Genomic DNA, 22502 nt, shown 5'->3' with positions numbered 1-22502 from the left:
GCGTTTTACAAATCTACCTCCACCAAAGACTGCGCCGTCTCGGGAGCATCGGTGATCATGCCATCGATGGGGTACTTGAGGACTTCCTTCATATCCCGTCGGGTATTAACGGTCCAGACCCATACCTCGCGACCATCGGCGTGGGCTTTATTGATCAGGAAGTCCGTCAGCATGACCTGCTCGATCGTATAGAAATCGACGTCGAGCACCGATAGGTCTCCAAGTGCAAAGAAGAGAATTCTCCCGATCTTGATCTCCGGGGCCAGCTCTCGAATTCGGCCGAGCGCGACCCCATCGAACGACTGCACCCTCACCTCTTCCTCCATTCCGGCTTCCTTGATAAGGCGAACGACCTCTTCCGCCAGTGCTTCGCTGGAAGAGCCATTCGGCTTCAGATCCAGCAGCAACTTGATCTTGCCCTGCGTCTCGGCGAGCACGCTGGACAGCAAAGGGATTTGTACCGGGTATCCATTCTCGTCCCTACCGATAGATAGCTGACTCACCTCCGCGGAGGTCATATCGGCGATCCGCTTCCGTACCCCAGCCATCCTTCTCAAATCGGAATCATGGTTTAACACGGCCACTCCGTCCTTGGTCATCTGCACATCCAACTCGGCGACCTGGATGCCTTTATCCATCGCAGAGAGTAGAGCGGGCAGCGAATTCTCCGGGGCATACGACGTATCTCCGCGATGCACCGCAATCTGAACGTTCCATTTGGCGTACACCAGACTATCATTCGCCCGCGAACCGATGACCACAGCCAGGGTGATATAGACGGCAGCACCCAAGACATAAACCGTCCTCTTCCACTTCAACGCTCTCCACCAAGCGATGATCCGCATTTCTACGCGGCCTATCCTGCTATGGCTGACCTGAAGCTGGTCTCTTGCCCGAATCCAATTTAAACGGCCGAATGCGTAATATAGTCTCGTCAGCACGAAAAGGTTGATCGGCAACAGCAGAAGCTCCAACAAGTAAGCCAGCACGGTTGAGATCGTCAGCGAATAGTGCTGGGACACGAGCGCGAGCACATCGAGATCCAACCAAGAAGGGATGTGTCCAAGAGCGGACACCACCGTATAGGTGACCGCGAGGATCGAACCATTAAACAGAAGGAGCGAACCAAACAACCGCCAACGCCGGCCTTGCGTCAGGGCATGGCTCTGGCGAACCGCCTGCCGCAGATTCATATCCTCCAGCACGATGCAATGCAGGACGAAGATCCACCGGAGCAAGGTATACAACAGCCCTGCAAGCAGCACGATATAAGCGGTGGTCATGGTAAAAGAGGCGTCCAGCACCTGATTGTTCAAGAAGATCGGAACGTTAAACAACGCGTAAAACGAGGCCGTCAGCGGTGAATCAATGAACGGAATCAGAAGCAGCAAGAGCAGCAGCAGTTGGAACACCCCGAACCCGAGCAGCTTAGGCGTCTTGCGCAACACGGTCAGCACCGCATCCGATAGGGCAATCTCCTTTCCGAAAAAGCGCTGCTGAATGAGAACGATCAGCACCAGCAATTCGATCAGCAGCGTAAAGGAAGCGACAAGCCCTATGAGAATCAGTCCAGTTAATCCTTTATAACTTAGCCCGATCCGGTACACTTCCCCGTTGAGCAAGGATCCGGATCCAACCACCCGAAGAATACGGTTGAACAGCAGCGTGGTGACTGGGAGGACAACGATGCTCGTAACAAGCATATAGAGCAATTGAAAAAGCAAGAGCTTGGCGGAGTACTTGCGAAAATCGCGGATGCTTTTGCCGATCAGTCTAAGCATGGCTCCCCGCCCCAGACTCGTTAGGTCCACCGCGCGGCCCAAACCTTCATTTCATGGCAAATGACGTGAAGATCCATGCCCTTCGGCGTGAGCGAGTATTCAACCGTCACGGGAACGGTCGGGAAAACCGTCCGCTCCAACACTCCCTTCTCCTCCAAATGGCGCAATGTACTCGTTAATGCGCGCGGACTAACCTGAGGAATTCGGCGTTGCAGTTCTCCGAAGCGAAGGGTACCGCCAAATAGCTCACGTATGACAAGAAACGCCCATTTCCCTCCGAGCACATCCAGGGTTTTTTCGATATTGCATTCGATATGCACCGGCGTTTTCGGAATATAATTGCTTGCTTTGCGGACTGTAGTCATCCGGCAAACCTCCTCTTGGATATAGCTATATTATGTATAGCAAGTATCATGGATATAATTAAGTGAAAGAGTTTTCACTTCTTTAAATTGTATATGAACTTTAATAGAATGAAAATGGTTACAACACAAATGATCAGGAGGATGATAAATCATGGAATATAGAAGACTAGGTGGAAGCGGCCTTAAGGTAAGCGAAATCAGCTTGGGTAGTTGGCTAACCTACGGCGGGTACGTCGAACGTGAAAATGCCGAGAAATCCATCAAAACGGCCTACGATCTGGGGATTAACTTCTTCGATACGGCCAATGTATATGAAAAAGGGGCAGCAGAGGAACTGGTGGGCAAAGCGCTGAAAGCTTATCCACGGGAATCCTACGTGCTGGCGACGAAAGCGTTCTGGCCAATGGGAGAAGGTCCCAACGACCGCGGCTTGTCGCGAAAGCATGTCATGGAGCAGGTACACGCGAGCTTGAAGCGGCTGGGCCATGACTATATTGATATCTTTTACTGCCACCGCCACGACCCGGAGACACCGCTTTACGAAACGCTGCGCACCATCGATGACCTGATCCGCCAAGGCAAAATCCTGTATGCCGGCGTCAGCGAATGGCAAGCTTCGCAGATTGCGGAAGCGGTTGGTTTAGCGGATCGTTATCTGTTGGATCGCATCGTGGTCAATCAACCGGTTTATAACATGTTTAACCGTTATATCGAGAAGGAAGTGATCCCGGTCAGCGAACGCTCCGGCATCGGGCAAGTCGTCTTCTCCCCGCTGGCTCAAGGCTTGTTAACCGGCAAATACACGTCGGCCAACAACATTCCGCAGGACAGCCGCGCGGCCAAGCTGGATTGGGTTCGCAAGGGGATTACGGAAGAAAACATCGCAAAGGTGAAGCAGTTGGAAGGCATTGCCGCCGAGCTTGGCATCAGCGTGGGGAACCTCGCCCTGGCTTGGATCCTGCGTCAAAGCAACGTCGCAAGCGCGCTTGTTGGGGCTAGCCGTCCGGAGCAAGTAACCGAAAACGCCAAAGCTTCCGGTATCAAGCTTAGCGAAGATGTGCTGACACGAATCGAAGAAATTTTGAACTAAGGAGACGAGGCAACTATGGCTAAAGTCGTCGTTACCGGCGGGAGCGGCATGCTGGGGCGCTACGTCGTACGTGAATTCGTCGAGCGCGGTTACGAGGTGCTGAATGTGGACGTTCGGCCTTCGGAAGATCCGGTTTGTCCGACGTTGATCGTCGATCTGGAGCAACTTGGCGAATGTTACAGTGCACTTACCGGCGCGGACGCGGTCGTACATCTGGCTGCGATTCCGGCCGCGCATATCCGCACGCCGGAGATCACCTTCCGCAATAATGTCATGTCCACGTATAACATTTTGCAAGCTGCAGAGGGGCTTGGCATCCGAAAAGCAGTGATCGCATCAAGCGAATCCTCTTACGGCATCGTCTTTGCGATTCATCCGCCCGCCCCTAAGTATGTACCGGTGGACGAAGCGCACCCGCAGCTCCCCGAGGACAGCTATGGCTTGTCCAAGGTGGTGAACGAGCTAACGGCGGACATGTTCCACCGCCGATCGGATATGCAGATCGTATCCCTACGGCTGGGCAATGTGATTCCGCCGGAACGTTATGCGTCGTTTCCGTCCTTCATCCACGACCCGGCCGAACGGGAACGCATCTTGTGGAGTTATATCGACACGCGCGATGCGGCGACCGCCTGCCGGCTAGCCGTCGAAGCGGAGGGCCTTGGCGCGGTAGCGCTGAACATCGCCGCGGACGACTCCAGCATGGCGATTCGCAGCCGGGATCTGATGGCTGCCCGTTATCCAGGCGTGGGCGACTTCCGAGCACCGCTCGAGGCTCACGAAACGCTGCTCAGCAACGAGAAGGCGAAACAGCTGCTCGGATGGCAGCCCGTCCATTTCTGGCGGGATGAAGTCAAGGGTTAGCCCGCTCCTGCGACTATATACGCCAAAGACCCGGCACCGCGATCAACGGAGCCGGGTCTTTTTTCATGGAGTCTCCTATACCCCAAAGCCGCACTTTTCTGATATCTTAGAAGAAGTCATGAATTTCAATCCAACTTCAATCAGGAGATTACCCATTTATGCGCAAACACATCGTAGCCATCGACATGGATGATACCATCTGCCACCTCGTGCCAAAGGCGATCCACTATCACAATTTGCAGTTCCCTGACCGCCAGTTGACCATGGACCAAATGATCAGCTTCGACATGACGGGGATTTGGCATCCCGAATGCAATGAAGACCTCTTCTTTGGGCGCCCCGGCTTATATGAAGAGCTGGAGATCTTTGATGAGCATACCGTAGAGGAGATGCGCAAGATCGCAAAGGACCACGATGTAATCATCGTTACGGCCGCCAGACCGTCATCGGTTCCGGAGAAATGGAACTGGCTGCAGCGCTGGATGCCGTTTATTCCGTTCGAGAATTTCTTCGTTGCCAAGCGGAAAACGCTGCTGGACTTCGACCTGCTGATCGATGACGGTCCACATAATCTGCTCCCTGCCAAAGAAGCCGGAAGATTAACCATCGGCATCCCCCGTCCGTGGAATGCGCCAATCCAGGAGCAATTCCTCATGAGGGACTCATGGGAAGGCATGAGTGAATTGGTGAACCGCCTGTTAGCCGAGCGTAGCGCAAGATAAAGAGACCCGGCCTTTACTCTAGATGCCCCCGAATCGGTGCCGAGGTCGGTTCCCCGAAGGAAACGTTGAACTGGCTGCGGATTTCAATGCCTTCCTCCAGGAATTCGATTTCGATACTTAAGCGAAACGGCGTCTCAATCCGCTGGATGCTAAGCAGCAGCGTGTCCGACGACTTCCAGGTGAAGGAAGCCGCAATCTGCTCCTCCTCTTCGAACAACGTCGTCCGCCCAAGTCGCCAAGACTGCCGACCGAGTTCAACCCGGTGCTCTCCGCGTTTGTCTTGGATATCCAGCACGGCCGTATCTCCATGAATTTCGATTCGCGTGCTTTGCAGGTCCAGGGCGTTAGGTTCCAGCAGGCAACGATTGCTGTTGCCGAGCTCAGCCTCCCGCACAGAGCCGGGCTCGATTCGAGGCGGCTCTATATAAAGCCCTTCCAGTACATGCTGCAGATCTTTCTCCGCCGCCGCATCCTCGTCGACCAGGCTCCCCTCGCCCTTGTCAAAAGCTTTAAGCAGATGCTCCCATACTCCGTTCAATACACCTTGCAGATCGTTGGTGCCGGACGTCATAGCGAGAACCGCCTCTTGCTCCGGCAGAACGATACAAAATTGCCCAAACGCCCCGTCCCCCCGATAAACCCCGTGCCGGCAGCGCCAGAATTGGTAGCCGTAGCCCTGCGCCCAATCGCTGTCTCCGCCATCTCCGTTAGAGATTTGCTTGGAGGTCGCGGCGTCAATCCAGCTTTCCTCCAATAGCCTCCGCTCGCCCCACAGGCCTTTCTGCAAGTAAAGGTGACCGAATTTGGCGATATCCTCGGTGGTTACCTTGAGCCCGAATCCGCCGGTATTGATGCCGCGTGGACAGCTCTCCCATGTCGGATTGGCGATGCCAAGCGGCTCGAACAGGCGGGGCTGCAAATATTGAAGCAGCGTTTCTCCGGTGACATTCTGCAGGATGGCGGACAGCATGTAGGTGGCTCCCGTGTTATACAGGAAGAACGTTCCCGGCTGATGCTCAACGGGTTGTTCCAAGAATGCCCTCACCCAGTTTCCGTCTTTCGCTCTGGCGAGCGGATCCATCGTATCGAAGGCGTGGCCCGTGCCCATCATCAGTAGATGCTTGATCTGCATCGCAGCTAGATTCGGCGATATTTCCTTCGGCACGTCCTCCGGGAAGAAAGAGACGACCGGATCTTCCACATTCAGCTTGCCTTCCTGTACGGCCATACCGATTGCCGTGGAGGTAAAGCTTTTGCTAAGGGAAAATAACATATGCGGCAGATCCGGCCCGTAAGGTGCCCACCAGCCCTCCGCCGCAACATGCCCATGCCGTACCAACATCAAGCTATGCAGTTCGATAGAATGCGCTTTCAAGTATGTTAAAAAGTCATTCACGTTCCGAGCTGAGATTCCCAGCTCCCTCAGGCTTTTTCTAGGCAGCGATTTCTCCGTAAAGACGGACATATCCACCTCTCCCTTCATTGGGCATTTTCCCCATCCCCATTATACACCTATAGGCTGGAGCCCGGTAAGCTTTGGTCAGCTTCATCTAGGGCCCCTGCTGCAACGAATAACCCCAAGGTGGAATTTTTTTCATTCGTCCGCCTATTAAGGGATTGACAATAGATCTTCAATTTTATATATTCGTTGTACATACAAAATATAAATTCTGATAAGTGATCCTCAAAAGGAGGCTTTACCAATGGCAAACGAATCAAAAAACACGGCCGCCGCTGCCGAAGCCGACGACGCTTTCCTGCATAGCTGCATGTACTTTACCACCAACCGTCTGAGCCGAGCGATCACCCGGATCGCCGACGAAGCGTTTGCGACGACGGGTTTGGCTCCCGCCTACGGCTATCTGATCCGTCTGGTCATCGTCAAACCCGGTATTACGCAAAAGGAGCTGTCCGAGAAGCTGTACATCACGCCGTCTACGTTGACGCGTTTTATTGACAAGCTACAGGCGAAGGGGCTTGTAGAACGCCAAGTCCAAGGGAAAACCGTGCTGGTTTACCCTACCGATAAAGGCCGTTCCCTTGAGCCCTCCCTTCGCGCAGCTTCGAAAAAACTGAAAGCCTCCTATGTGGCCGTTCTTGGAGAAGAATTGGCCGACTTGCTTACGTCGCAGCAAGAACTGGCTAGCGAGCAATTGGAACGGTAATTCCGTTCCTTACTCAAGACGTTTGTGTGTACAAACAAATTATAAATAGAGGAGAAACCTACGATGAATGAAATGAACGCTTCGCCTGAAATCAGGCCAAAATCACGTTTCTATTACGGCTGGATTATCGTCCTGCTTACGTTTATCACCTTGCTCGTCTCGGCAGGCATTCGCTCCTTGCCGAGCGTGCTGCTTCTCCCGTTTCAGGATGAATTCGGCTGGAGCCGGGGCAGCATCTCGAGCGTCATCTCCATCGGCATCCTTCTGTACGGCCTGGTCGGTCCCTTCTCGGCTTCCCTGCTGCTGCGCTTTGGCTTCCGCAAAGTGATCATCTGCTCATTGTCTGTGCTTGGGTTAAGCCTGGCTGTCACTCCGTTCATCCATGCCTTATGGCAATTTGAACTGCTCTGGGGCGTCGTGTCGGGCTTGTCCACCGGGATGATGGCTAACGTCTTGGGCGTCACGGTCAGCAACCAATGGTTCGTCAAGCGAAAAGGTCTAATTATCGGACTGCTCACCGCAAGTGCGGCGACCGGCCAATTGCTGTTTCTGCCCTTGTTCGCCAAACTGACATCGGACCTCGGCTGGCGCTACGCCGTGTATGTTGCCGTCGCCAGCATTGTCGTCGTCCTGGTTGCCGTCACGATCTGGATGCGTAATCACCCGTACGAGGTTGGCGCCGCCCCCTATGGTTCGACCGAGGTCATCAAACCGGAGCCCTTCCGGGGCAACATCTTGATCGCGCCGTTGCAAAATTTGCGACTGGCGATGAAACACCCGACGTTTTGGCTGCTTGCTGGCACCTTCTTTTTCTGCGGCTTTTCGACCAACGGCCTCATCGGCACGCATTTGATCGCCGCCTGCGGCGATCACGGCATGCTGGAAGTTGCCGCCGCCGGACTTCTCGCGATGATGGGCGTCTTCGATTTGTTTGGCACTACGATTTCCGGCTGGTTGTCGGACCGTTTCGACAGCCGTAAGCTGCTGTTCTGGTACTACGGCCTGCGCGGGCTCTCCTTACTGTTCCTGCCGTTCGCGCTGAACTCGGCTTCCCCCGCTATGCTCGTCGTGTTTTCCGTCTTCTACGGCCTCGACTGGATCGCTACCGTTCCGCCGACCGCCAAACTGGCGGGCGAAACATTCGGGAAAGAGAGATCCGGCATGATCTTCGGATGGGTGGTCGTCGCCCACCAGATCGGTGCCTCCACGGCCGCGTACGGCGCGGGGGTCCTGCGCGATTGGCTGGGAAGCTACTCCCAAGCGTTCGTGATCGCCGGATTCGTATGCTTCGTGGCTGCGGTCATGGCGATGCAAATCCGCAGAGCTCAAAGCCGGGCGGCGGAAGCAGCCCTGTAAGATTTGCCAAACGATGATTTCCTCCAAAATTCGCGCTTGCCTATCCAACAACCGAACCGAAATATGCTAGAATAAAGAGCATCATGGTTGCGATAGAACTAACAGAAGGAGACGTCATCGTTTGGCACAATTATTTTACAAATACGGAGCAATGAACAGCGGCAAGTCTATCGAAATTTTGAAAGTAGCTCATAATTATGAAGAACAGAACAAGCCGGTATTGCTCTTTACCTCGGCGATCGATAATCGCGATGAAGTAGGCTTTGTGTCTTCACGGATCGGATTGCGCCGGCAGGCCATTCCTATTTTCCCGGATACGAACCTGTTTGATATCGTCAAAAATCATACACCGCGCCTGTACTGCGTATTGGTGGACGAATGTCAATTTCTCGGCGAGGAAAGCATCAAGCAGTTGGTCCGGATCGTTGACGAACTTAACATTCCGGTTATGGCCTTCGGGCTGAAGAACGACTTCCAGAACCAGCTGTTCGAAGGCAGTCGCCTGCTGCTCATTTATGCGGATAAAATCGAGGAAATGAAAACCATCTGCTGGTTCTGCGCGCGCAAGGCAACGATGAACTTGCGTGTGGAGAACGGAAAACCCGTTTACACCGGCGAGCAGATCCAAATCGGCGGCAACGAGTCGTATTTCCCGGTGTGCCGCAAATGCCACACCAACCCGCCGCTGTAACTTCTTTCAAAAGTGAAACGGACCGGTCAATACCGGTCCGTTTTTTGTCGCTTAATCCATATCGTAAATCGTGCCGACCTTCAGCCCGTACAGCTCGTTGTAGATTTTTTCCGCGTAGGCGTCGGTCATGCCGGCAATATAATCGATGATCATATGCTCCCAAGTCCAGATCGGCTTGGCCTTGGCCTGGTCTCGGTCGAACCGCCGCAGCCAGTCGCCGGGAATGATCGATTTGCTCGTCTCCGGATCGACGAAAGCGTCCCACAGCCGCTTGATCACCCAAGCGCTGCGCTTTTGCAGCCGCTGTACCCGCAAATCGCGGATCATCGTGACCCAGGCAAAGCTTTTTAGCACGCTCACCGTCCGCAGCATGTCCTTGTCCTCTTGCCCCTCCTTGACGAACGTGACCTTCTGCCAATCCCCGTCTTCGACCACGCCTAGACTGCCGACGAACAAGCTGACCCAATAGGCCTTCACCTCCCGGCGCGTGCGGGAATAGTCCTGATCGCAAATCGGCATTTTGGCCTTCCATATACGTAGGAAATCGTCCAAAACCTCGGCCACCTTGACCTGAACCTTGTCCGGCATCCACCCCGCCCAAAACGAATCTTCCAAAGTCATGATCTTCTCGACGATCAGCCGCTGGATATTCGAATCCTTGAGAAAATGCTCGTGCACCTCGATTTTCCCCGCCTTGATGCCGTCTTCAAGATCATGGGCCGAATAGGCGATATCGTCGCAAAGGTCCATCAACTGCGCTTCAAACGTCTTCTTGCCCTCCGGGATGCCCCATCGGTCGCGGATGGAGGAGATGTACTCCCATTCATGCAGATAAAGTCCCTTCTTGTTGATCGTACCGGGATACGGATATTTATTCGTTCCGAGCAGCACCGCATCGGATAAATTCAGACCGTCGATGTTTTCCCGCTTCTCCAGGAACATCATCAGCCGGAAATTGTGAGCGTTGCCTTCGAAATGCTCGTATTTTCGCCGGAGCGCCTCCCGGGTCTGCTGCTCTTCCCCCGGAGTTGGTTGTTTGCCTTTCAAGGCCGTCCGTACCTTCTCCTCGATCAGCTTCTCCAGAATTTGGTCCAGCACCTCTTCGCCCTTGTGCCCAAACGGAGGGTGCCCGAAATCATGGCAAATCGCGGCGCATTCCACCACCTCCGGATCGATGACCAAGCCCGGGTGCCGGGCTCGATCGACCGCTAGCTCCGGATACGCGCGCAGCAGGCTTCGCGCTGCTTCCCGGGCGATTTGCGCGACCTCCAGCGAATGGGTCAGTCGGGTCCGATAGTAATCGCCTGTACCGGCCCCAAACACTTGCGACTTCCCTTGCAGCCGGCGGAAGGTTGGGGAATGGATTAACCGCGAATAATCGCGTTCGAAGGTGGCACGGTTATTTTCATGTCCGATATTGTCCGGGTATTGGCGGTGCTCCCTTAGTTCCTGGATGTTCATGGCTCTTGCACTCCTTATCGCTTGCTCTCTTTTCTGTTATTGTAGCCGTCCGTAGCCGGAACATAAAGCGCCGGGTCTAAAATTTGTTGAATCACACAAAAACAACCCCGCATCGCGGGGCTATCAGTTCGGCCATTTCCTCCGTATCATTGATAATGATGGTCAATAACAGAGTGGGTAGTATCTTCTCACATCTCCTTAGCACGATTATCCCTTTCGTTCAGAATTGGGGGAATCGAGAGTGAGGCTGGTTGCCTGATGCAACGGGATAATCCTCAAAGAAAGGGAACGGATAGATGAAATCAATTAAAGCCGGCCCCCTGAAAGGAGTATCCGGCTTCTTTTTACTATACGATCTATCAGCTCAGTCCCACCCACGCATCATTGGAATAGCCGCGCTGCTCCCAATATCCGACATGCTCCCCTTCGATCAGCTCGATTCGTGTCAACCACTTCACCGACTTGTAGGCGTACATTTTAGGAACGATCAGCCTTACGGGCCCCCCCAAGTCGCTCGGAATCGGCTTACCGTCGTGCATCACCGCTACCATGACATCTTCTAGGTCCGCCTGTTCCAAAGTGAGGGTATCGGTGTATACGCCGTCCCCCGAATAGAACTTCACCGTTTGGGCGCCCGGTTTCACGCCGGCTTTCTTGAGCAGCACTCGCAACGGAATCCCCTCCCAAGTATTCTTGTACACCGACCAGCCTGTGACACAGTGAAAATCGCTGACCTGCACCGTACGCTCCAGCTTGAGAAAATCCTCCCAACCCCACTTGAACTTGTTGTTCACCAAACCGTCGATCGTAAACGACCAGTTCTCGTTGGAGAAGGACGGGATATCCGTCACCGTATAGACGCGAAAATGTCCCTGCGCCCCGCCGCCAACAACCTGCGCGGAGGCCGGCAGCGGCACCGGATTCGGAACTAGCCGATTGGCATTCTCCTCTAGCAGCCGGTCGACGGTACTCGTGCCGCCGATGCTGCCGAGAGAGCTGCCCAGCCATTTGAGAAAGGTTGGTCCGACCGTTACCGCCAGCCCGACGCCGATCGCCCCGCGGATAAAAGCCCGGCGGGTGTAGACCGGTTGGGGAGACGTTGGCCCTTGAGGTTGTTTGGCTCCTGTCTCCGCCTCTTTGCCTGCGGCGGCAGGACGCACTTCAGGCTGAATCGACCGTCTAGCTGGTTCTTTCAGCCATTTTGTCCGGGTTAAGGAATGGTAGATGATATACGGCAACCCGATCCAGGTCAATAAGTCATGCACGGTCAGTGCCGCATTGGACACCCTTGGCCCCACCGCCTTGAACTGCCACAGCAGCACGCCCGAGCCAAACCAGCCCAACAGCAATGCGAGGACCATAATCACGTTAAATCGCTGCCAGGGCTTCTGACGCAACTGCTTCCAGTGCTTCCCCGCTAACAGCAGGTAATACAAGACCGGGAGGATCGAGGCGATGCCTACCGCGATATGCAGCCATTTCAGCCAAACCCGACCCTCGCCCAGCAAACCGCGCCAAAACCCGCCGACCAGCAGCAGCCCTGTCAGGGCCAGAATCACGACGATCCAGCCGTTCCAGGCATGCAGGGCGACGAGTTTTTTGCCAAAACCCTTACGCAGGCCTTCCAGGATACCCTTCATTGCTCCACCGCCTCCTCAATTCGTTGAATCCGCCTCGGCATGCCTGCCATCGCCGGCCTCCAGCACCGTGAACCAAAACGCACTGCCCCCCGACTCCGCTTCATCCACGCCGATCTCTCCGCCATATTGTTCCACCAGCCGCTTGGCGATAGACAGCCCCAGGCCGGCGCCTCCGCTATCCCGGCTGCGGGAACGATCGGAGCGGTAAAACCGTTCGAAGATTCGAACCCTCTCTTCAGGAGGGACGCCCGCACCTTGATCCGTAATTGTAAACCGCACCCTCTTACCCTCTTGGCTGCCGGAGATCTCCATCGCCGAGCACGTAATCGTCCCGCCTTGGGGAGAATGCCTTACGGCATTTTCCAGCAGGTTTTGCAGCACTCGTTCTAGGTGCCGGGGCGCCATTCGGAGCTTTAGGGGCCGATCGGGCAACTGCACCGCCAACTGCAGCGACTTCGCTTCGCTAGGCTTGGCGAAACGCGGCAGCAGCTCGACGAGGACGTCCTCCGCGATCGAGAGCTGAAGCTCCTCCGCTTCCAGTCTTGCCGACTCCAGCGTCGACAACTCCAATAAATCCTGGATCAGCTCCCCAAGCCGTACCGTCTCCGTACGAATGGTGGTCAAGTATCGGCGGAAGGCGGCCTCATCCTGTATGACATCGTCCTCCAGCGCTTCCACGTAGGACTGAACCGAAGCGAGCGGCGTTCTCAAGTCATGAGCCATGTTGGCGACCAATTCGCGTTGTGCAGCCTCCGCCGCCGAAACTCGATTGAAGCTGGCCTCGAGGCTGTCCCCCATGTGGTTGAACTGATCGGCCAACTGGCGGAACTCCTTCAACCCGGTATACTCGACCCGTGCCTTCAAATCGCCTTCAGCAATACGTCTTGCCCCTTCGCCGATCCGCTTAACCGAGGCTTCCAGCGGCCGTACCAACACGAAGTGCAGCAGCGCCGATACCAAACCCGCGCCGATCGAAGCGATCGTCAGCCAGACAAATTGCTCCCTATTCAGCAGCATATATCGATAAAACGCCAGCAGCAGCAGAATGATCATCGCGATGCTGACCAGGTTGGCCAGCAGGAGGTAGGACCGCAGCTTCATCGCTCCTGCCCCCTTGCTTCGAGCTTGTAGCCAATGCCCCACACCGTTTTGATCCAGTCCGGGGCAGAAGGGTTGGCTTCGATTTTTTCCCGCAGCCGCCGGATATGAACGGTCACCGTCGTTGTATCGCCGTCATACGCGACATCCCACACCTGGTTTAGCAGCTGGCTGCGCGAGAACACCTTGCCCGGATACTTCGCGAGCAGATGCAGCAGATCGAATTCCTTCATCGTCAAATCCGCTTCGGCTCCCTTGATCAATACCCGTCGCTCCTGCGGATAAATCTCCAGACCGTCAAACGCGATTACTGGCTCTACTCCCCCTTCGCCGGTGATATTCCGGGGTTCCGCCGCTGCAGTTGCTCCTGCCTGAATGCCGGATCGCCGCAAAATATTCTTGATGCGCAAGACCAGCTCACGGGGACTAAACGGTTTGGTCAGATAATCGTCCGCTCCCATGGTGAGACCCAACAGCCGGTCGGCTTCCTCGCCGCGGGCCGTCAGCATGATGATCGGCGTATCCTCCTGCTGCCGAATCCGGTCGCACACCTCAAGACCGCCAAGCTTCGGCATCATGAGATCCAGCACCAACAAGTCGGGATGATGATGCTCCCAATGTCGCAGCGCTTCGTCCCCGTCAGCGGCAACCCAAACCGTCCAGCCCTCCCGCTCTAGATAACGGCGGCAGACATCCGTAATATTTTGTTCATCGTCGGCAACTACAATTTTGGCGCTCACCCATATTGCCCCCTGGCTTGTGGAAAGTTCTTCCTGTATCATTAATCACATTATATCGCGTTGCTAGCTGGGATACGACCTCTTCCGTTATTTGCCCGTCTCGCTGTCGGTCATCTCCTGGCCGCTCATCTCCTGATCGGTCATATTCCCATCCTTCATCTCGCCGTCCTTCATCTCATCACCCATCATGTCCTCGCTCATTCCATCGTCCTTCGTCTCTTCTCCCATCGTGCCCTCGCTCATTCCGTCGTCCTTCATTTCGCTATTCCCGGCGGTACCGCTCATTTCCGTCGAGGCATTGGCCCCATCGTTCATGTTCTCCTTGTTCATGTCGTTGTTCTTGACCCCGCAAGCCGCTAATGTCAGCATAGTTCCAAGCAGCAAGATGACACCGATTTTCTTCATCGTTCCTCTTCCTTTCGTCATTTGGACTCGTTCGCCTCTTATCTTAACGAACAATGCTAACCATCCAAGAACGAACCGCTTGCGAAATTCTTAGAAAAGCCTTACGAAATTGTTACAACACGGCCTTACAAGGAAAAACCCGCCTCAGGCTATGCCTGAAACGGGTTATCATTCACAACATTTATTGGGAACGGCCGGCGATGCCGTACATCAGCAGATCCAAAGTGCGTTCAATTTCTTCCTCTTCGTCAAAAGGGAAATCCGGCACGATCAGCACATGCACCAGAATCATCCCGATCATCACGCTGGCTCCGGTTCTGGCGATCCGCCATGGCGGCGCTTCAACCAACTGATCTTTTTCCTGAAAATGTAAAACAACTCTCTGGATTCGCTGAAAGACAATCTCGGACGCCAGGTTTTTCACCTGCTCCAGCAGCTCTGGCTGAAACGGGACCTCCTGAATCAGTATTTTGATAATCCGCATATTCTCGCGGACGAACTTGAAACGGTCCTTGGCCAACGCGCGAAAAAAGTCCTCCGCCCGCTCGTACGGCAGATCGAGCATTTTGGCAAAATCCCGAAGCAGAAACGGCGCAACTAGCTTGATCACGATCGGCCCGGCGATGGACAACAGCAAATCCTTTTTGGTCTTGTAATGGCGGAAAATCGTTCCTTCCGCGACCCCGGCCTTTTGCGCGATTTCGCTGGTGGAGGTGGCCGCATACCCTTTCTCCGCAAAAATCTCCGTCGCCGCCTCCAAAATTTTGATCTGCTTCTCCGTCTTCTTCTCTGTGTCCTCTTCTTCCGTCAACCGGATCAAGTCCTCCAGCCACTGCTCTTTCTCATTCGACATAGAGGCCTCTCCCCTTTCCCTTCGTATCGTAAGCTTCTAGTGTCCAGCGTACTATATTTTGCGGTGCTTACGCAACGCGAGGACATTGGCCAGCATAAATACGAGGGATAGCCCGGCCAGCACATAGACATCCAGCGCGATCCCGCTCCAGCCCTCGCCGCGGATCATGATGCCGCGCAGCGCGTCCGCACCGTACTTCAGCGGTGTAATGTGTGTAATCCAGCGCAACCAAGGCGAAATGCTCTCCAGGTCGAACAATCCAGAAAAGAACACCTGCGGCACGATGACGACCGGAATGAATTGAATCATTTGGAATTCCGAGTTTGCGAAAGCCGAGAGCAGCGTGCCGAAGCTAAGGGCCGAGAGCGACAACAGCAGCATGATCAGCAAAACGTACCCGAAAGAACCTACCATGAGACTGCCGAGCACATAGACGGTAAATCCGGCGATGAGCACTGCCTGCAGGCTTGTAAAGATACCGAAGCCGGCCATGTAGCCGGTGACGATTTCCCATCGGCGCAACGGAGTGGCGAGCAGTCGTTCCAACGTGCCGCTCGTTCGCTCGCGCAGAAAGGAAACCCCGGCGATCAAGAACACGAAGAAGAAGGCAAACAAACCAATGAGCACGGGGCTTAAGCTGTCGAAAGAGGACATGTTTGCCCCTCCGTATAAATATTCGAACACCGGCGTCTGCGTCGTTGGCCGTTGCTGCGCCGCGCCCTCCGTTTTAGCTGCAGCACCGGTGGCCGGATTCGTGGCTGCTGCGCTGCCAGGATCAACAACGGTACTGCTGCTCTGGTCCGGGGTCATCATACTTGAAGCGCCTGGAACCCCTTGGCCTTGCAGCGTTTTTTGGATCAGCATGATAACTGCCCGGTTCTTGGAGGGATCGCTGCCTTCCAGTAAGATATTCGGCACACCTTGATCGAAGCGGATCATCGCATCGATCTCTTGATCAGCTAGAGCCGCTTCGGCTGCTGCCTCCGTCATGAAGGCGGTCACTTCAGCATCCGCACTGCTCAATTTATCGGCCAGGGCGGCTGGGACTTGCACCGTACCGATTTTAGGCTGATAGGCGTCGCCGTTAAACACGAGATACATCATGGCTAAAACCAACAGCGGGGCGACGATCAACAAAGCCATTGTCCGTTTATCGTGAATGAATTGGCGAATAATGCGAACAATCAGAGCCCGGATTCTCATGCGCGAACACCTCCGTAATACAGGAAAGCTTCTTCGATCGTAACGCTACCGGTTTCCTGCTTAAGTGCTTCCGGCGTACCTACGGCAATCAGGCTGCCGTCACGCACCATGCCAAGACGATGGCACTTGTCGGCTTCGTCCATGACATGAGTCGTCACCAGAATCGTTGTGCCCTGACGGCTAAGGCTTTCAAATTCGTCCCAGATCGACTTGCGCAGGACAGGGTCGATACCGACAGTTGGTTCGTCAAGGATCAGCACTTCAGGTTCGTGCATCAGTGCGATCGCCAGCGACAGCCGGCGCTTCATCCCACCGGAATATGCGCCGACCGGGCGTTTGAGGTGATCCGTCAGATTCACCAGCGCCATGACTTCATCGATCCGTCGCTTCATTTTTGCACCACGCAGACCAAACAACGCTCCGAAAAACTCCAAGTTTTCCTTGGCCGTCAACTCGGCATACATCGCATCGGATTGGGCCATGTAGCCAATGCGGTTCATCATGGTCAGCTTCGGCATCGGCGTGCCCAGCACCTCAACCTCGCCGCGAGTCGCTTCGTCGATTCCGGCGATCATTTTCACGAATGTCGTTTTGCCTGAGCCCGACGGCCCCAACAGCCCGAAGATTTCGCTGCGTCGGACTTCGAGGCTGATGCCATGCAGCACCTCCTTACCGTTGAAGGCTCGAGTTACCTCTCGGGTCCGGACACAAACTTCCATTTTATCGTTCATTAGAGTCACTCCTCCATGGGGAGATAGTTAAAAGTGAGTACTTACTCACATATTGCTGATGAGATAAAGATACTCCTGGGGCGGGCGGTGTGTCAAGTGAGTAATCACTCATTTTTTGGGTGTTGGGTCGATCTAACACTTTGCATGCTGCAGTTTCCCCCAGTCGACGGATGAAATGTTGCAAAACCTGCAACATTTCGGCGTTGCAGCGAGCCCTGGGAGTGGAATGTTGCAAAAAGTGCAACATTTTAACCCGTCCCCTGCAAAATCCCGAGAAAATGCAGCAGAAAATGCAACATTTCCCCGGATTCACCACCAATGAAGTCAAAAATTCTACCTTACGCCTATCCCTAAGCCACCCCCTCCCCCTAGCTCTCCCGTCCTCCCCGCCAAATGCTTCTCCATAAATGCCTGATGCGCCTGATTAAAGTCCATATCTCAAACCACCTCTCCCTGAAAAATAAAAAACGCCCTTAAACCGCAGCTTATACGGTCATAAGGACGTTCTTCGTCTAGCTTGAATTAGTTCACCATTCCACCGTCAACGACACCGGACAGTGGTCGCTGCCTAGGATGTGGCAGTCGATCCCTGCGTCCTTCAACTGCGGCTCCAGCCGGGAGGAGGCGAGAAAATAGTCGATCCGCCAACCGACGTTGCGCTCGCGAATCTTCGGCATGTACGACCACCAACTGTACACCCCTTCGCGGTCCGGATAGAAATACCGGAACGTATCGGTGAACCCGGACGCCAGCAGGTCCGTCATTTTGCCGCGCTCCTCCAGCGTGTAGCCGGAGTTGCCTTCGTTCGACTTTGCGTTCTTGATGTCGATGGGCATGTGAGCGACGTTCAGGTCGCCGCAAACAACCACCGGCTTGATCGCATCCAGCCCCGTCAGGTAAGCGCGGAACCGGTCTTCCCACTCCATCCGGTAGTCCAGACGGGAAAGATCGCGTTTCGCATTAGGCGTATATACCGTCACGAGATAGAACTCCTCGAATTCCAGCGTGATGATCCGCCCCTCCGGCTCGGAGTCCTCCTCCATACCATAACGTACGGACATCGGCTTGATCCGCGTGAAGACCGCGGTGCCGGAGTAACCTTTTTTCTCCGCATAATTCCAATACTGCTCGTAATTGCCGCCAAGGTCGAGCTCAATCTGCCCTTCCTGGAGCTTCGTCTCCTGAAGGCAAAAAATGTCCGCATCCGTCTCTTTGAAATAGTCCAAAAACCCTTTGCCCACACAGGCCCGTAGTCCGTTCACATTCCATGAAACCAGCTTCATTTCAGGTCTCCTTGCCTTGAATTAATCGCGAATCGCCACCGGAAGTCTAGCAATCTAGAAATCTCGCGATTCAACTAAAGTGTATCACGTCACACGCCGTTCAAAAAAGCTTTTCCCTTCTTCACAACCTGCGCATCGTACATCTGAACCGTCGTGCTCAGAATGAACGCGGGCGGCTGCTGCCCCCGGCTGTTCTTGTGGCCCTGGATATGCGCGTCGCTCTTCTCCCAGTTCTTCCATGCCTCCTGCGACTCCCAACGAATCACAACGACAACTTCCTCCTGCTCATGGCTTTTCCGGTTAACCATCACGCTGATGTCCACCAGACCCTCCATCTGATCGAGCGGGCTCTCTCCGCTGAACCGTGCAATCACTTTGTCGCTGTTCCCTTTCTCAATGACCATCGTCCTTGTCATCACAAACATTCCGGTTCCTCCCTACGAAAATAGTACTTCGACTCCTTTACGCCTCCGCCAATACCGGAACCTCATAAACCCCCGGCAACTGGCGGCGCTTCCCGCTCACCACGTCCGGCGGCAGAACGGCCGGTGCCTGCGGATGCAGCAGCCACGACTTCACCGCATGCGTATCCGATACCCGGTACAACGGGGGCTCTTGCTCCAAGTCGATCTTCATCGCATACGAACTTCGCAGCGCGAAGGCATCGCCCTTCGGCGGACGGATCAAATCCGGCGGCGTGCCGGGGATCGCCGACAGCTTCCCGCCGCCGTGGCCATCCAGGCTTGGCATCGAGGCCAGCAGCCCCCAGGTGTACGGGTGCCGGGGATCGTAGAAGATTTCCTCCACCGTCCCCGATTCGACGATTTGCCCGGCATACATCACCGCTACGCGGTCAGCCATTTTAGCCACGACGCCAAGATCATGCGTGATGAAAATAATCGCGGTGCCGATCTTCCGCTGCAGCTCCTTCATCAGCTCCAGAATCTGCGCTTGGATGGTTACGTCCAGCGCCGTCGTCGGCTCGTCCGCAATCAGCAGCTTCGGATTCGCGGCCAACGCGATGGCGATGACCACCCGTTGCCGCATCCCGCCGCTAAACTCATGCGGATACTGGTGGAACCGCCGCTCAGGCGATGGGATTCCGACCAAGCCCAGCAGTTCCACGGCTCGCTGATCCGCAGCGTCCTTGGACATCTGCTCGTGGGTATGGAGCACCTCGGTGATCTGCTTGCCCACCTTCATCGTCGGATTTAGCGAAGTCATCGGGTCTTGAAAAATCATCCCGATCTCCTTGCCGCGTATCCGCTGCATTTGCTTCTCGGTCTTGCCGATCAGTTCTTGTCCATCAAACCAAATCTCCCCGCGCTTATAGATGCCTTGCGGCCGGGGAACCAGTTGCATGACAGCTTGAGAGGTAACGCTTTTGCCCGAACCGGATTCCCCAACAATCGCTAGCGTTTCGCCCTTGTCGACGTGGAAGCTAACGCCGCGGATGGCCTGCACCTCTCCCTCGCGGGTGTTAAACGAGATGGCCAAATCTTTCACTTCTAATAGATGTTCCATCGTATCTCGAATCCTCTTTTCTATCCCATCCCGTCATCGGGATCGCTTCTATGAAATAAGACAGCCTCATCCTACTCTCTGAAAATGAGCCGTTATTTTACTGATAATGATTATCATTATTAAGTATAGCATGTTTCGCCACCTAAGCTCAATTGGAAAAAGTCTGTACGCCTTAGCCACGATCATAGCTGCCAAATGCTGCCGTGACATTTTTCCCTATACACTTTCGCAAGTGCTATGCTATAGTGTTAAATATGCAAAGATTCAGAGATATGAATTTTCAGATTTTAAGGAGTTTAGTCGATGGACGCGAACCTACAACAGTTTAAAGCGGAATTTTTCAAAGCTCTCGCCCATCCGATGCGAATTCGTATTCTGGAGGTGCTGAGCGAAGGCGAGCGGAATGTCAACGAGTTGCAAGCGATTCTCGGATCGGAGGGGTCGGCCGTATCCCAGCAATTAGCCGTTCTTCGCGCCAAAAATCTCGTCAATACGGTCAAAGAAGGCACAACGGTCGTTTATTCGCTGCGAGATCCGCTGCTGAAGGATTTGCTCGCAGTAGCCCGGCAAATATTCGATAACCACTTGGTTGAATCGATATCCTTACTGCAAGGGATCCGCAAACAAAAATGAGGAACCCCAAGTTTCCCCGCCGGGCTGCGGGGGATCTTTTTTGTTTACTGGGATGGATCATGCTGCATGAGCAACTGCAGATTTCTAAGAAAAGAAGGGTTTAACGGATGAAGTGGACAGGAAGGTTCAGTAATTATAACGCGGCCTCTTTACGCAAAGATTTGATTTCGGGGTGTATCGTTGGCATCGTCGCCATTCCTCTGGGGATGGCCTTTGCGATCGCGTCCGGCGTCAAGCCGGAATATGGGTTGTATACGACGATTATTGCCGGGATTCTGATTTCGCTGTTGGGAGGATCTCGGTTCCAAATCGGCGGCCCTACGGGGGCCTTTATTCCGATTCTCCTCGCCATCGTGCTGCAATACGGATACGAAAATCTGCTGATCGCCGGCTTCCTAGCCGGGATCTTCCTGGTGCTGATGGGGCTGCTCCGGCTCGGAACGTTGATCAAGTTCATCCCGCGGCCGGTCACCATCGGGTTTACCGCCGGTATCGCGGTGACGATCTTCAGCGGACAGATCGGCAATTTTCTTGGCTTGACGGGCATCAAACGGCATGAGTATTTTCATGAAAACATGAAGGAGATTGCCCTGCAGTTTCATACCTTAAACTTCTACAGTCTCCTGACGGCAGCCATCTGCCTGGCAGCCCTGTTGTTGACGCCGAAGTTCCTGCCGAAAATTCCAGGTTCGCTGGTTGGCATCCTCGTCTCCACACTGGCTGCCGCCTGGCTGTTCCCAGGCAAGGTTACAACGATCGGCTCCGCTTACGGGGCAATTCCCGGCGGCCTGCCCAGCCTCCACCCGCTAACGTTGTCCTGGGGCAGCGTCGTGCCGATGCTGCAGCCGGCGCTCATCATCGCCTTGCTCGGCAGCATCGAATCGCTGCTCTCGGCCGTGGTGGCGGACGGGATGACCGGCACCCGCCACAACAGCAACCGCGAGCTGATCGGGCAAGGCCTCGCCAACATCGCTGCACCGCTGTTCGGCGGCATTCCAGCGACCGGCGCGATTGCCCGGACGGCGACGAACATCAAGAACGGGGCGGTCTCCCCCTTTTCCGGGATCATCCACGGCATCGTCGTGCTCTTGATCGTGGCATTGTTCGCGCCTTACGCGTCCAACATTCCGCTCGCCAGCATGGCGCCGATCCTGATGGTCGTCGCCTGGAACATGAGTGAACGCAAAGCGTTCGCTCATATGCTGAAGACACGGACCGGCGATACGCTAGTGCTGCTTGTCACCTTCCTACTCACGGTGTTCACTACGCTCACGACCGCTGTCGAAGTGGGCCTGGTGCTAGCCGTCGTGCTGTTCGTTAAACGGATGGGCGAGCTGCTCACCGTCGATAAAGTGCTGCCGGACCTGGCCTCCGGCAAGGAGAAAGTCCGGCCGCATATGGTAACCGAAGATCACGATTGTCCGCAAGTCTCGATCTTCACCGTCGACGGCCCGCTATTTTTCGGAGCCTCACAGGCGTTTGACCAGTTCGTCTCGCAAATCGAAGACGGCATGCTGCGGGTCGTATTGATCCGGATGGGCAAAGTACCGTTTATGGATACGACCGGCGAAGCCAATTTCACGGCCCTGGTGAAACGGCTGCACAAAGCCGGCATCACGGTTCTGGTCTCCGGCCTTCGCGTACAGCCGCATAAGCTGATGGACAAAACCGGCTGCTACGAGACGATCGGCGAAGCGAACTTCTTCGAGAACACCGGTGAAGCCCTGACCCATGCGCTGGGCATCATCAACGCCGATAAATGCCGGGGCTGCCGTCACTTCGCTTTCCGCGAATGCGCTGGACTTTGCGGCGCAGAACCGGAGCGCAAGCCCTTGCCGGAACTAACCGGCACGCGGGTACGGGATGGGCAGGTTCCGGTGTAAGCCCTGCTCAGCTA

22 protein-coding genes are annotated in these 22502 nt (G+C 54.9%); 8 read left to right on the top strand and 14 right to left on the bottom strand.

Features of this window, described 5'->3' with window-relative positions:
- Nucleotides 1–5: 5 nt before the first annotated feature.
- Both MKZ15_RS04095 and MKZ15_RS04090 read right to left on the bottom strand, forming a co-directional pair.
- A complete protein-coding gene (locus MKZ15_RS04095; protein ID WP_339820027.1) occupies nt 6–1781 on the bottom strand; it encodes a glycerophosphodiester phosphodiesterase in 1776 nt (591 codons plus the stop codon).
- Between the two features lie 20 nt (nt 1782–1801).
- Nucleotides 1802–2146 (bottom strand): helix-turn-helix domain-containing protein, encoded by a 345-nt coding sequence (locus MKZ15_RS04090; RefSeq protein WP_155606709.1) that lies wholly within the window; start codon nt 2144–2146, stop codon nt 1802–1804.
- 151 nt (nt 2147–2297) lie between these two features.
- On the opposite strand from MKZ15_RS04090, the gene MKZ15_RS04085 reads away from it, so the two are divergent.
- The 3 genes from MKZ15_RS04085 (at nt 2298) to MKZ15_RS04075 (ending at nt 4822) form a co-directional block, all read left to right on the top strand.
- Nucleotides 2298–3236 (top strand): aldo/keto reductase family protein, encoded by a 939-nt coding sequence (locus MKZ15_RS04085; RefSeq protein ID WP_155606710.1) that lies wholly within the window; start codon nt 2298–2300, stop codon nt 3234–3236.
- A gap of 15 nt (nt 3237–3251) precedes the next feature.
- Nucleotides 3252–4100 (top strand): NAD(P)-dependent oxidoreductase, encoded by an 849-nt coding sequence (locus tag MKZ15_RS04080; protein WP_193415770.1) that lies wholly within the window; start codon nt 3252–3254, stop codon nt 4098–4100.
- 158 nt (nt 4101–4258) lie between these two features.
- Nucleotides 4259–4822, top strand: a complete 564-nt coding sequence (locus MKZ15_RS04075) for a hypothetical protein (protein WP_155606712.1) — start codon at nt 4259–4261, stop codon at nt 4820–4822.
- Nucleotides 4823–4835: 13 nt separating this feature from the next.
- On the opposite strand, the gene MKZ15_RS04070 is transcribed toward MKZ15_RS04075, so the two are convergent.
- Nucleotides 4836–6287, bottom strand: coding sequence for a serine hydrolase (locus MKZ15_RS04070; RefSeq protein ID WP_339820022.1), 1452 nt, complete (start codon nt 6285–6287; stop codon nt 4836–4838).
- Between the two features lie 238 nt (nt 6288–6525).
- Between MKZ15_RS04070 and MKZ15_RS04065 the strand changes: the two genes are divergently transcribed.
- The 3 genes from MKZ15_RS04065 to MKZ15_RS04055 all read left to right on the top strand — a co-directional run bounded on the left by MKZ15_RS04065 (nt 6526) and on the right by MKZ15_RS04055 (nt 9034).
- The gene (locus tag MKZ15_RS04065; RefSeq protein ID WP_155606714.1) at nt 6526–6987 is read left to right on the top strand and encodes a MarR family transcriptional regulator; all 462 of its coding nucleotides are present in this window, start codon (nt 6526–6528) and stop codon (nt 6985–6987) included.
- Between the two features lie 63 nt (nt 6988–7050).
- On the top strand, nt 7051–8343 hold the full coding sequence (locus MKZ15_RS04060; protein ID WP_306433141.1) for an MFS transporter: 1293 nt from the start codon (nt 7051–7053) through the stop codon (nt 8341–8343).
- 121 nt (nt 8344–8464) lie between these two features.
- Complete coding sequence (locus MKZ15_RS04055) at nt 8465–9034, top strand: thymidine kinase (protein ID WP_155606715.1); 570 nt, start codon at nt 8465–8467, stop codon at nt 9032–9034.
- A gap of 51 nt (nt 9035–9085) precedes the next feature.
- On the opposite strand, the gene dgt is transcribed toward MKZ15_RS04055, so the two are convergent.
- The 11 genes from dgt to MKZ15_RS04000 all read right to left on the bottom strand — a co-directional run bounded on the left by dgt (nt 9086) and on the right by MKZ15_RS04000 (nt 19972).
- Complete coding sequence (gene dgt, locus MKZ15_RS04050; RefSeq protein ID WP_155606716.1) at nt 9086–10495, bottom strand: dGTP triphosphohydrolase; 1410 nt, start codon at nt 10493–10495, stop codon at nt 9086–9088.
- A gap of 359 nt (nt 10496–10854) precedes the next feature.
- Entirely contained in the window at nt 10855–12135 is a 1281-nt protein-coding gene (locus MKZ15_RS04045; protein ID WP_339820012.1) for a molybdopterin-dependent oxidoreductase, read from the bottom strand.
- A 15-nt stretch (nt 12136–12150) separates the two neighbouring features.
- Nucleotides 12151–13236, bottom strand: coding sequence for a HAMP domain-containing sensor histidine kinase (locus MKZ15_RS04040; RefSeq protein ID WP_155606718.1), 1086 nt, complete (start codon nt 13234–13236; stop codon nt 12151–12153).
- Entirely contained in the window at nt 13233–13973 is a 741-nt protein-coding gene (locus MKZ15_RS04035) for a response regulator transcription factor (RefSeq protein WP_193415781.1), read from the bottom strand. Before MKZ15_RS04035 ends, MKZ15_RS04040 begins: the two co-directional genes overlap by 4 nt.
- An 87-nt stretch (nt 13974–14060) precedes the next feature.
- Complete coding sequence (locus tag MKZ15_RS04030) at nt 14061–14378, bottom strand: hypothetical protein (protein ID WP_339820008.1); 318 nt, start codon at nt 14376–14378, stop codon at nt 14061–14063.
- A 181-nt stretch (nt 14379–14559) separates the two neighbouring features.
- Nucleotides 14560–15231, bottom strand: a complete 672-nt coding sequence (locus MKZ15_RS04025; RefSeq protein ID WP_339820006.1) for a helix-turn-helix domain-containing protein — start codon at nt 15229–15231, stop codon at nt 14560–14562.
- 51 nt (nt 15232–15282) lie between these two features.
- Nucleotides 15283–16434 (bottom strand): ABC transporter permease, encoded by a 1152-nt coding sequence (locus tag MKZ15_RS04020; RefSeq protein WP_339820004.1) that lies wholly within the window; start codon nt 16432–16434, stop codon nt 15283–15285.
- Entirely contained in the window at nt 16431–17165 is a 735-nt protein-coding gene (locus MKZ15_RS04015; protein WP_155606723.1) for an ABC transporter ATP-binding protein, read from the bottom strand. The genes MKZ15_RS04020 and MKZ15_RS04015 overlap by 4 nt, the downstream gene beginning before the upstream one ends.
- A 527-nt stretch (nt 17166–17692) precedes the next feature.
- Nucleotides 17693–18448, bottom strand: coding sequence for an exodeoxyribonuclease III (locus tag MKZ15_RS04010; protein ID WP_339820002.1), 756 nt, complete (start codon nt 18446–18448; stop codon nt 17693–17695).
- Between the two features lie 89 nt (nt 18449–18537).
- Entirely contained in the window at nt 18538–18873 is a 336-nt protein-coding gene (locus MKZ15_RS04005; RefSeq protein WP_155608846.1) for an antibiotic biosynthesis monooxygenase, read from the bottom strand.
- 37 nt (nt 18874–18910) lie between these two features.
- Nucleotides 18911–19972 carry an ABC transporter ATP-binding protein gene (locus tag MKZ15_RS04000; protein WP_193415790.1) on the bottom strand — a complete coding sequence of 354 codons (1062 nt, stop codon included), beginning with the start codon at nt 19970–19972 and terminating at the stop codon, nt 18911–18913.
- Between the two features lie 303 nt (nt 19973–20275).
- Between MKZ15_RS04000 and MKZ15_RS03995 the strand changes: the two genes are divergently transcribed.
- The gene (locus MKZ15_RS03995; RefSeq protein WP_059047243.1) at nt 20276–20605 is read left to right on the top strand and encodes a metalloregulator ArsR/SmtB family transcription factor; all 330 of its coding nucleotides are present in this window, start codon (nt 20276–20278) and stop codon (nt 20603–20605) included.
- 107 nt (nt 20606–20712) lie between these two features.
- On the top strand, nt 20713–22488 hold the full coding sequence (sulP, locus tag MKZ15_RS03990; RefSeq protein WP_155608844.1) for a sulfate permease: 1776 nt from the start codon (nt 20713–20715) through the stop codon (nt 22486–22488).
- Nucleotides 22489–22502: the final 14 nt, after the last annotated feature.

The sequence above is a fragment of the Paenibacillus sp. FSL R7-0216 genome (genome assembly GCF_037969915.1).
GTDB classification, from domain to species: domain Bacteria; phylum Bacillota; class Bacilli; order Paenibacillales; family Paenibacillaceae; genus Fontibacillus; species Fontibacillus rhizolycopersici.
This window is presented reverse-complemented; position numbering and strand designations above follow the sequence as displayed.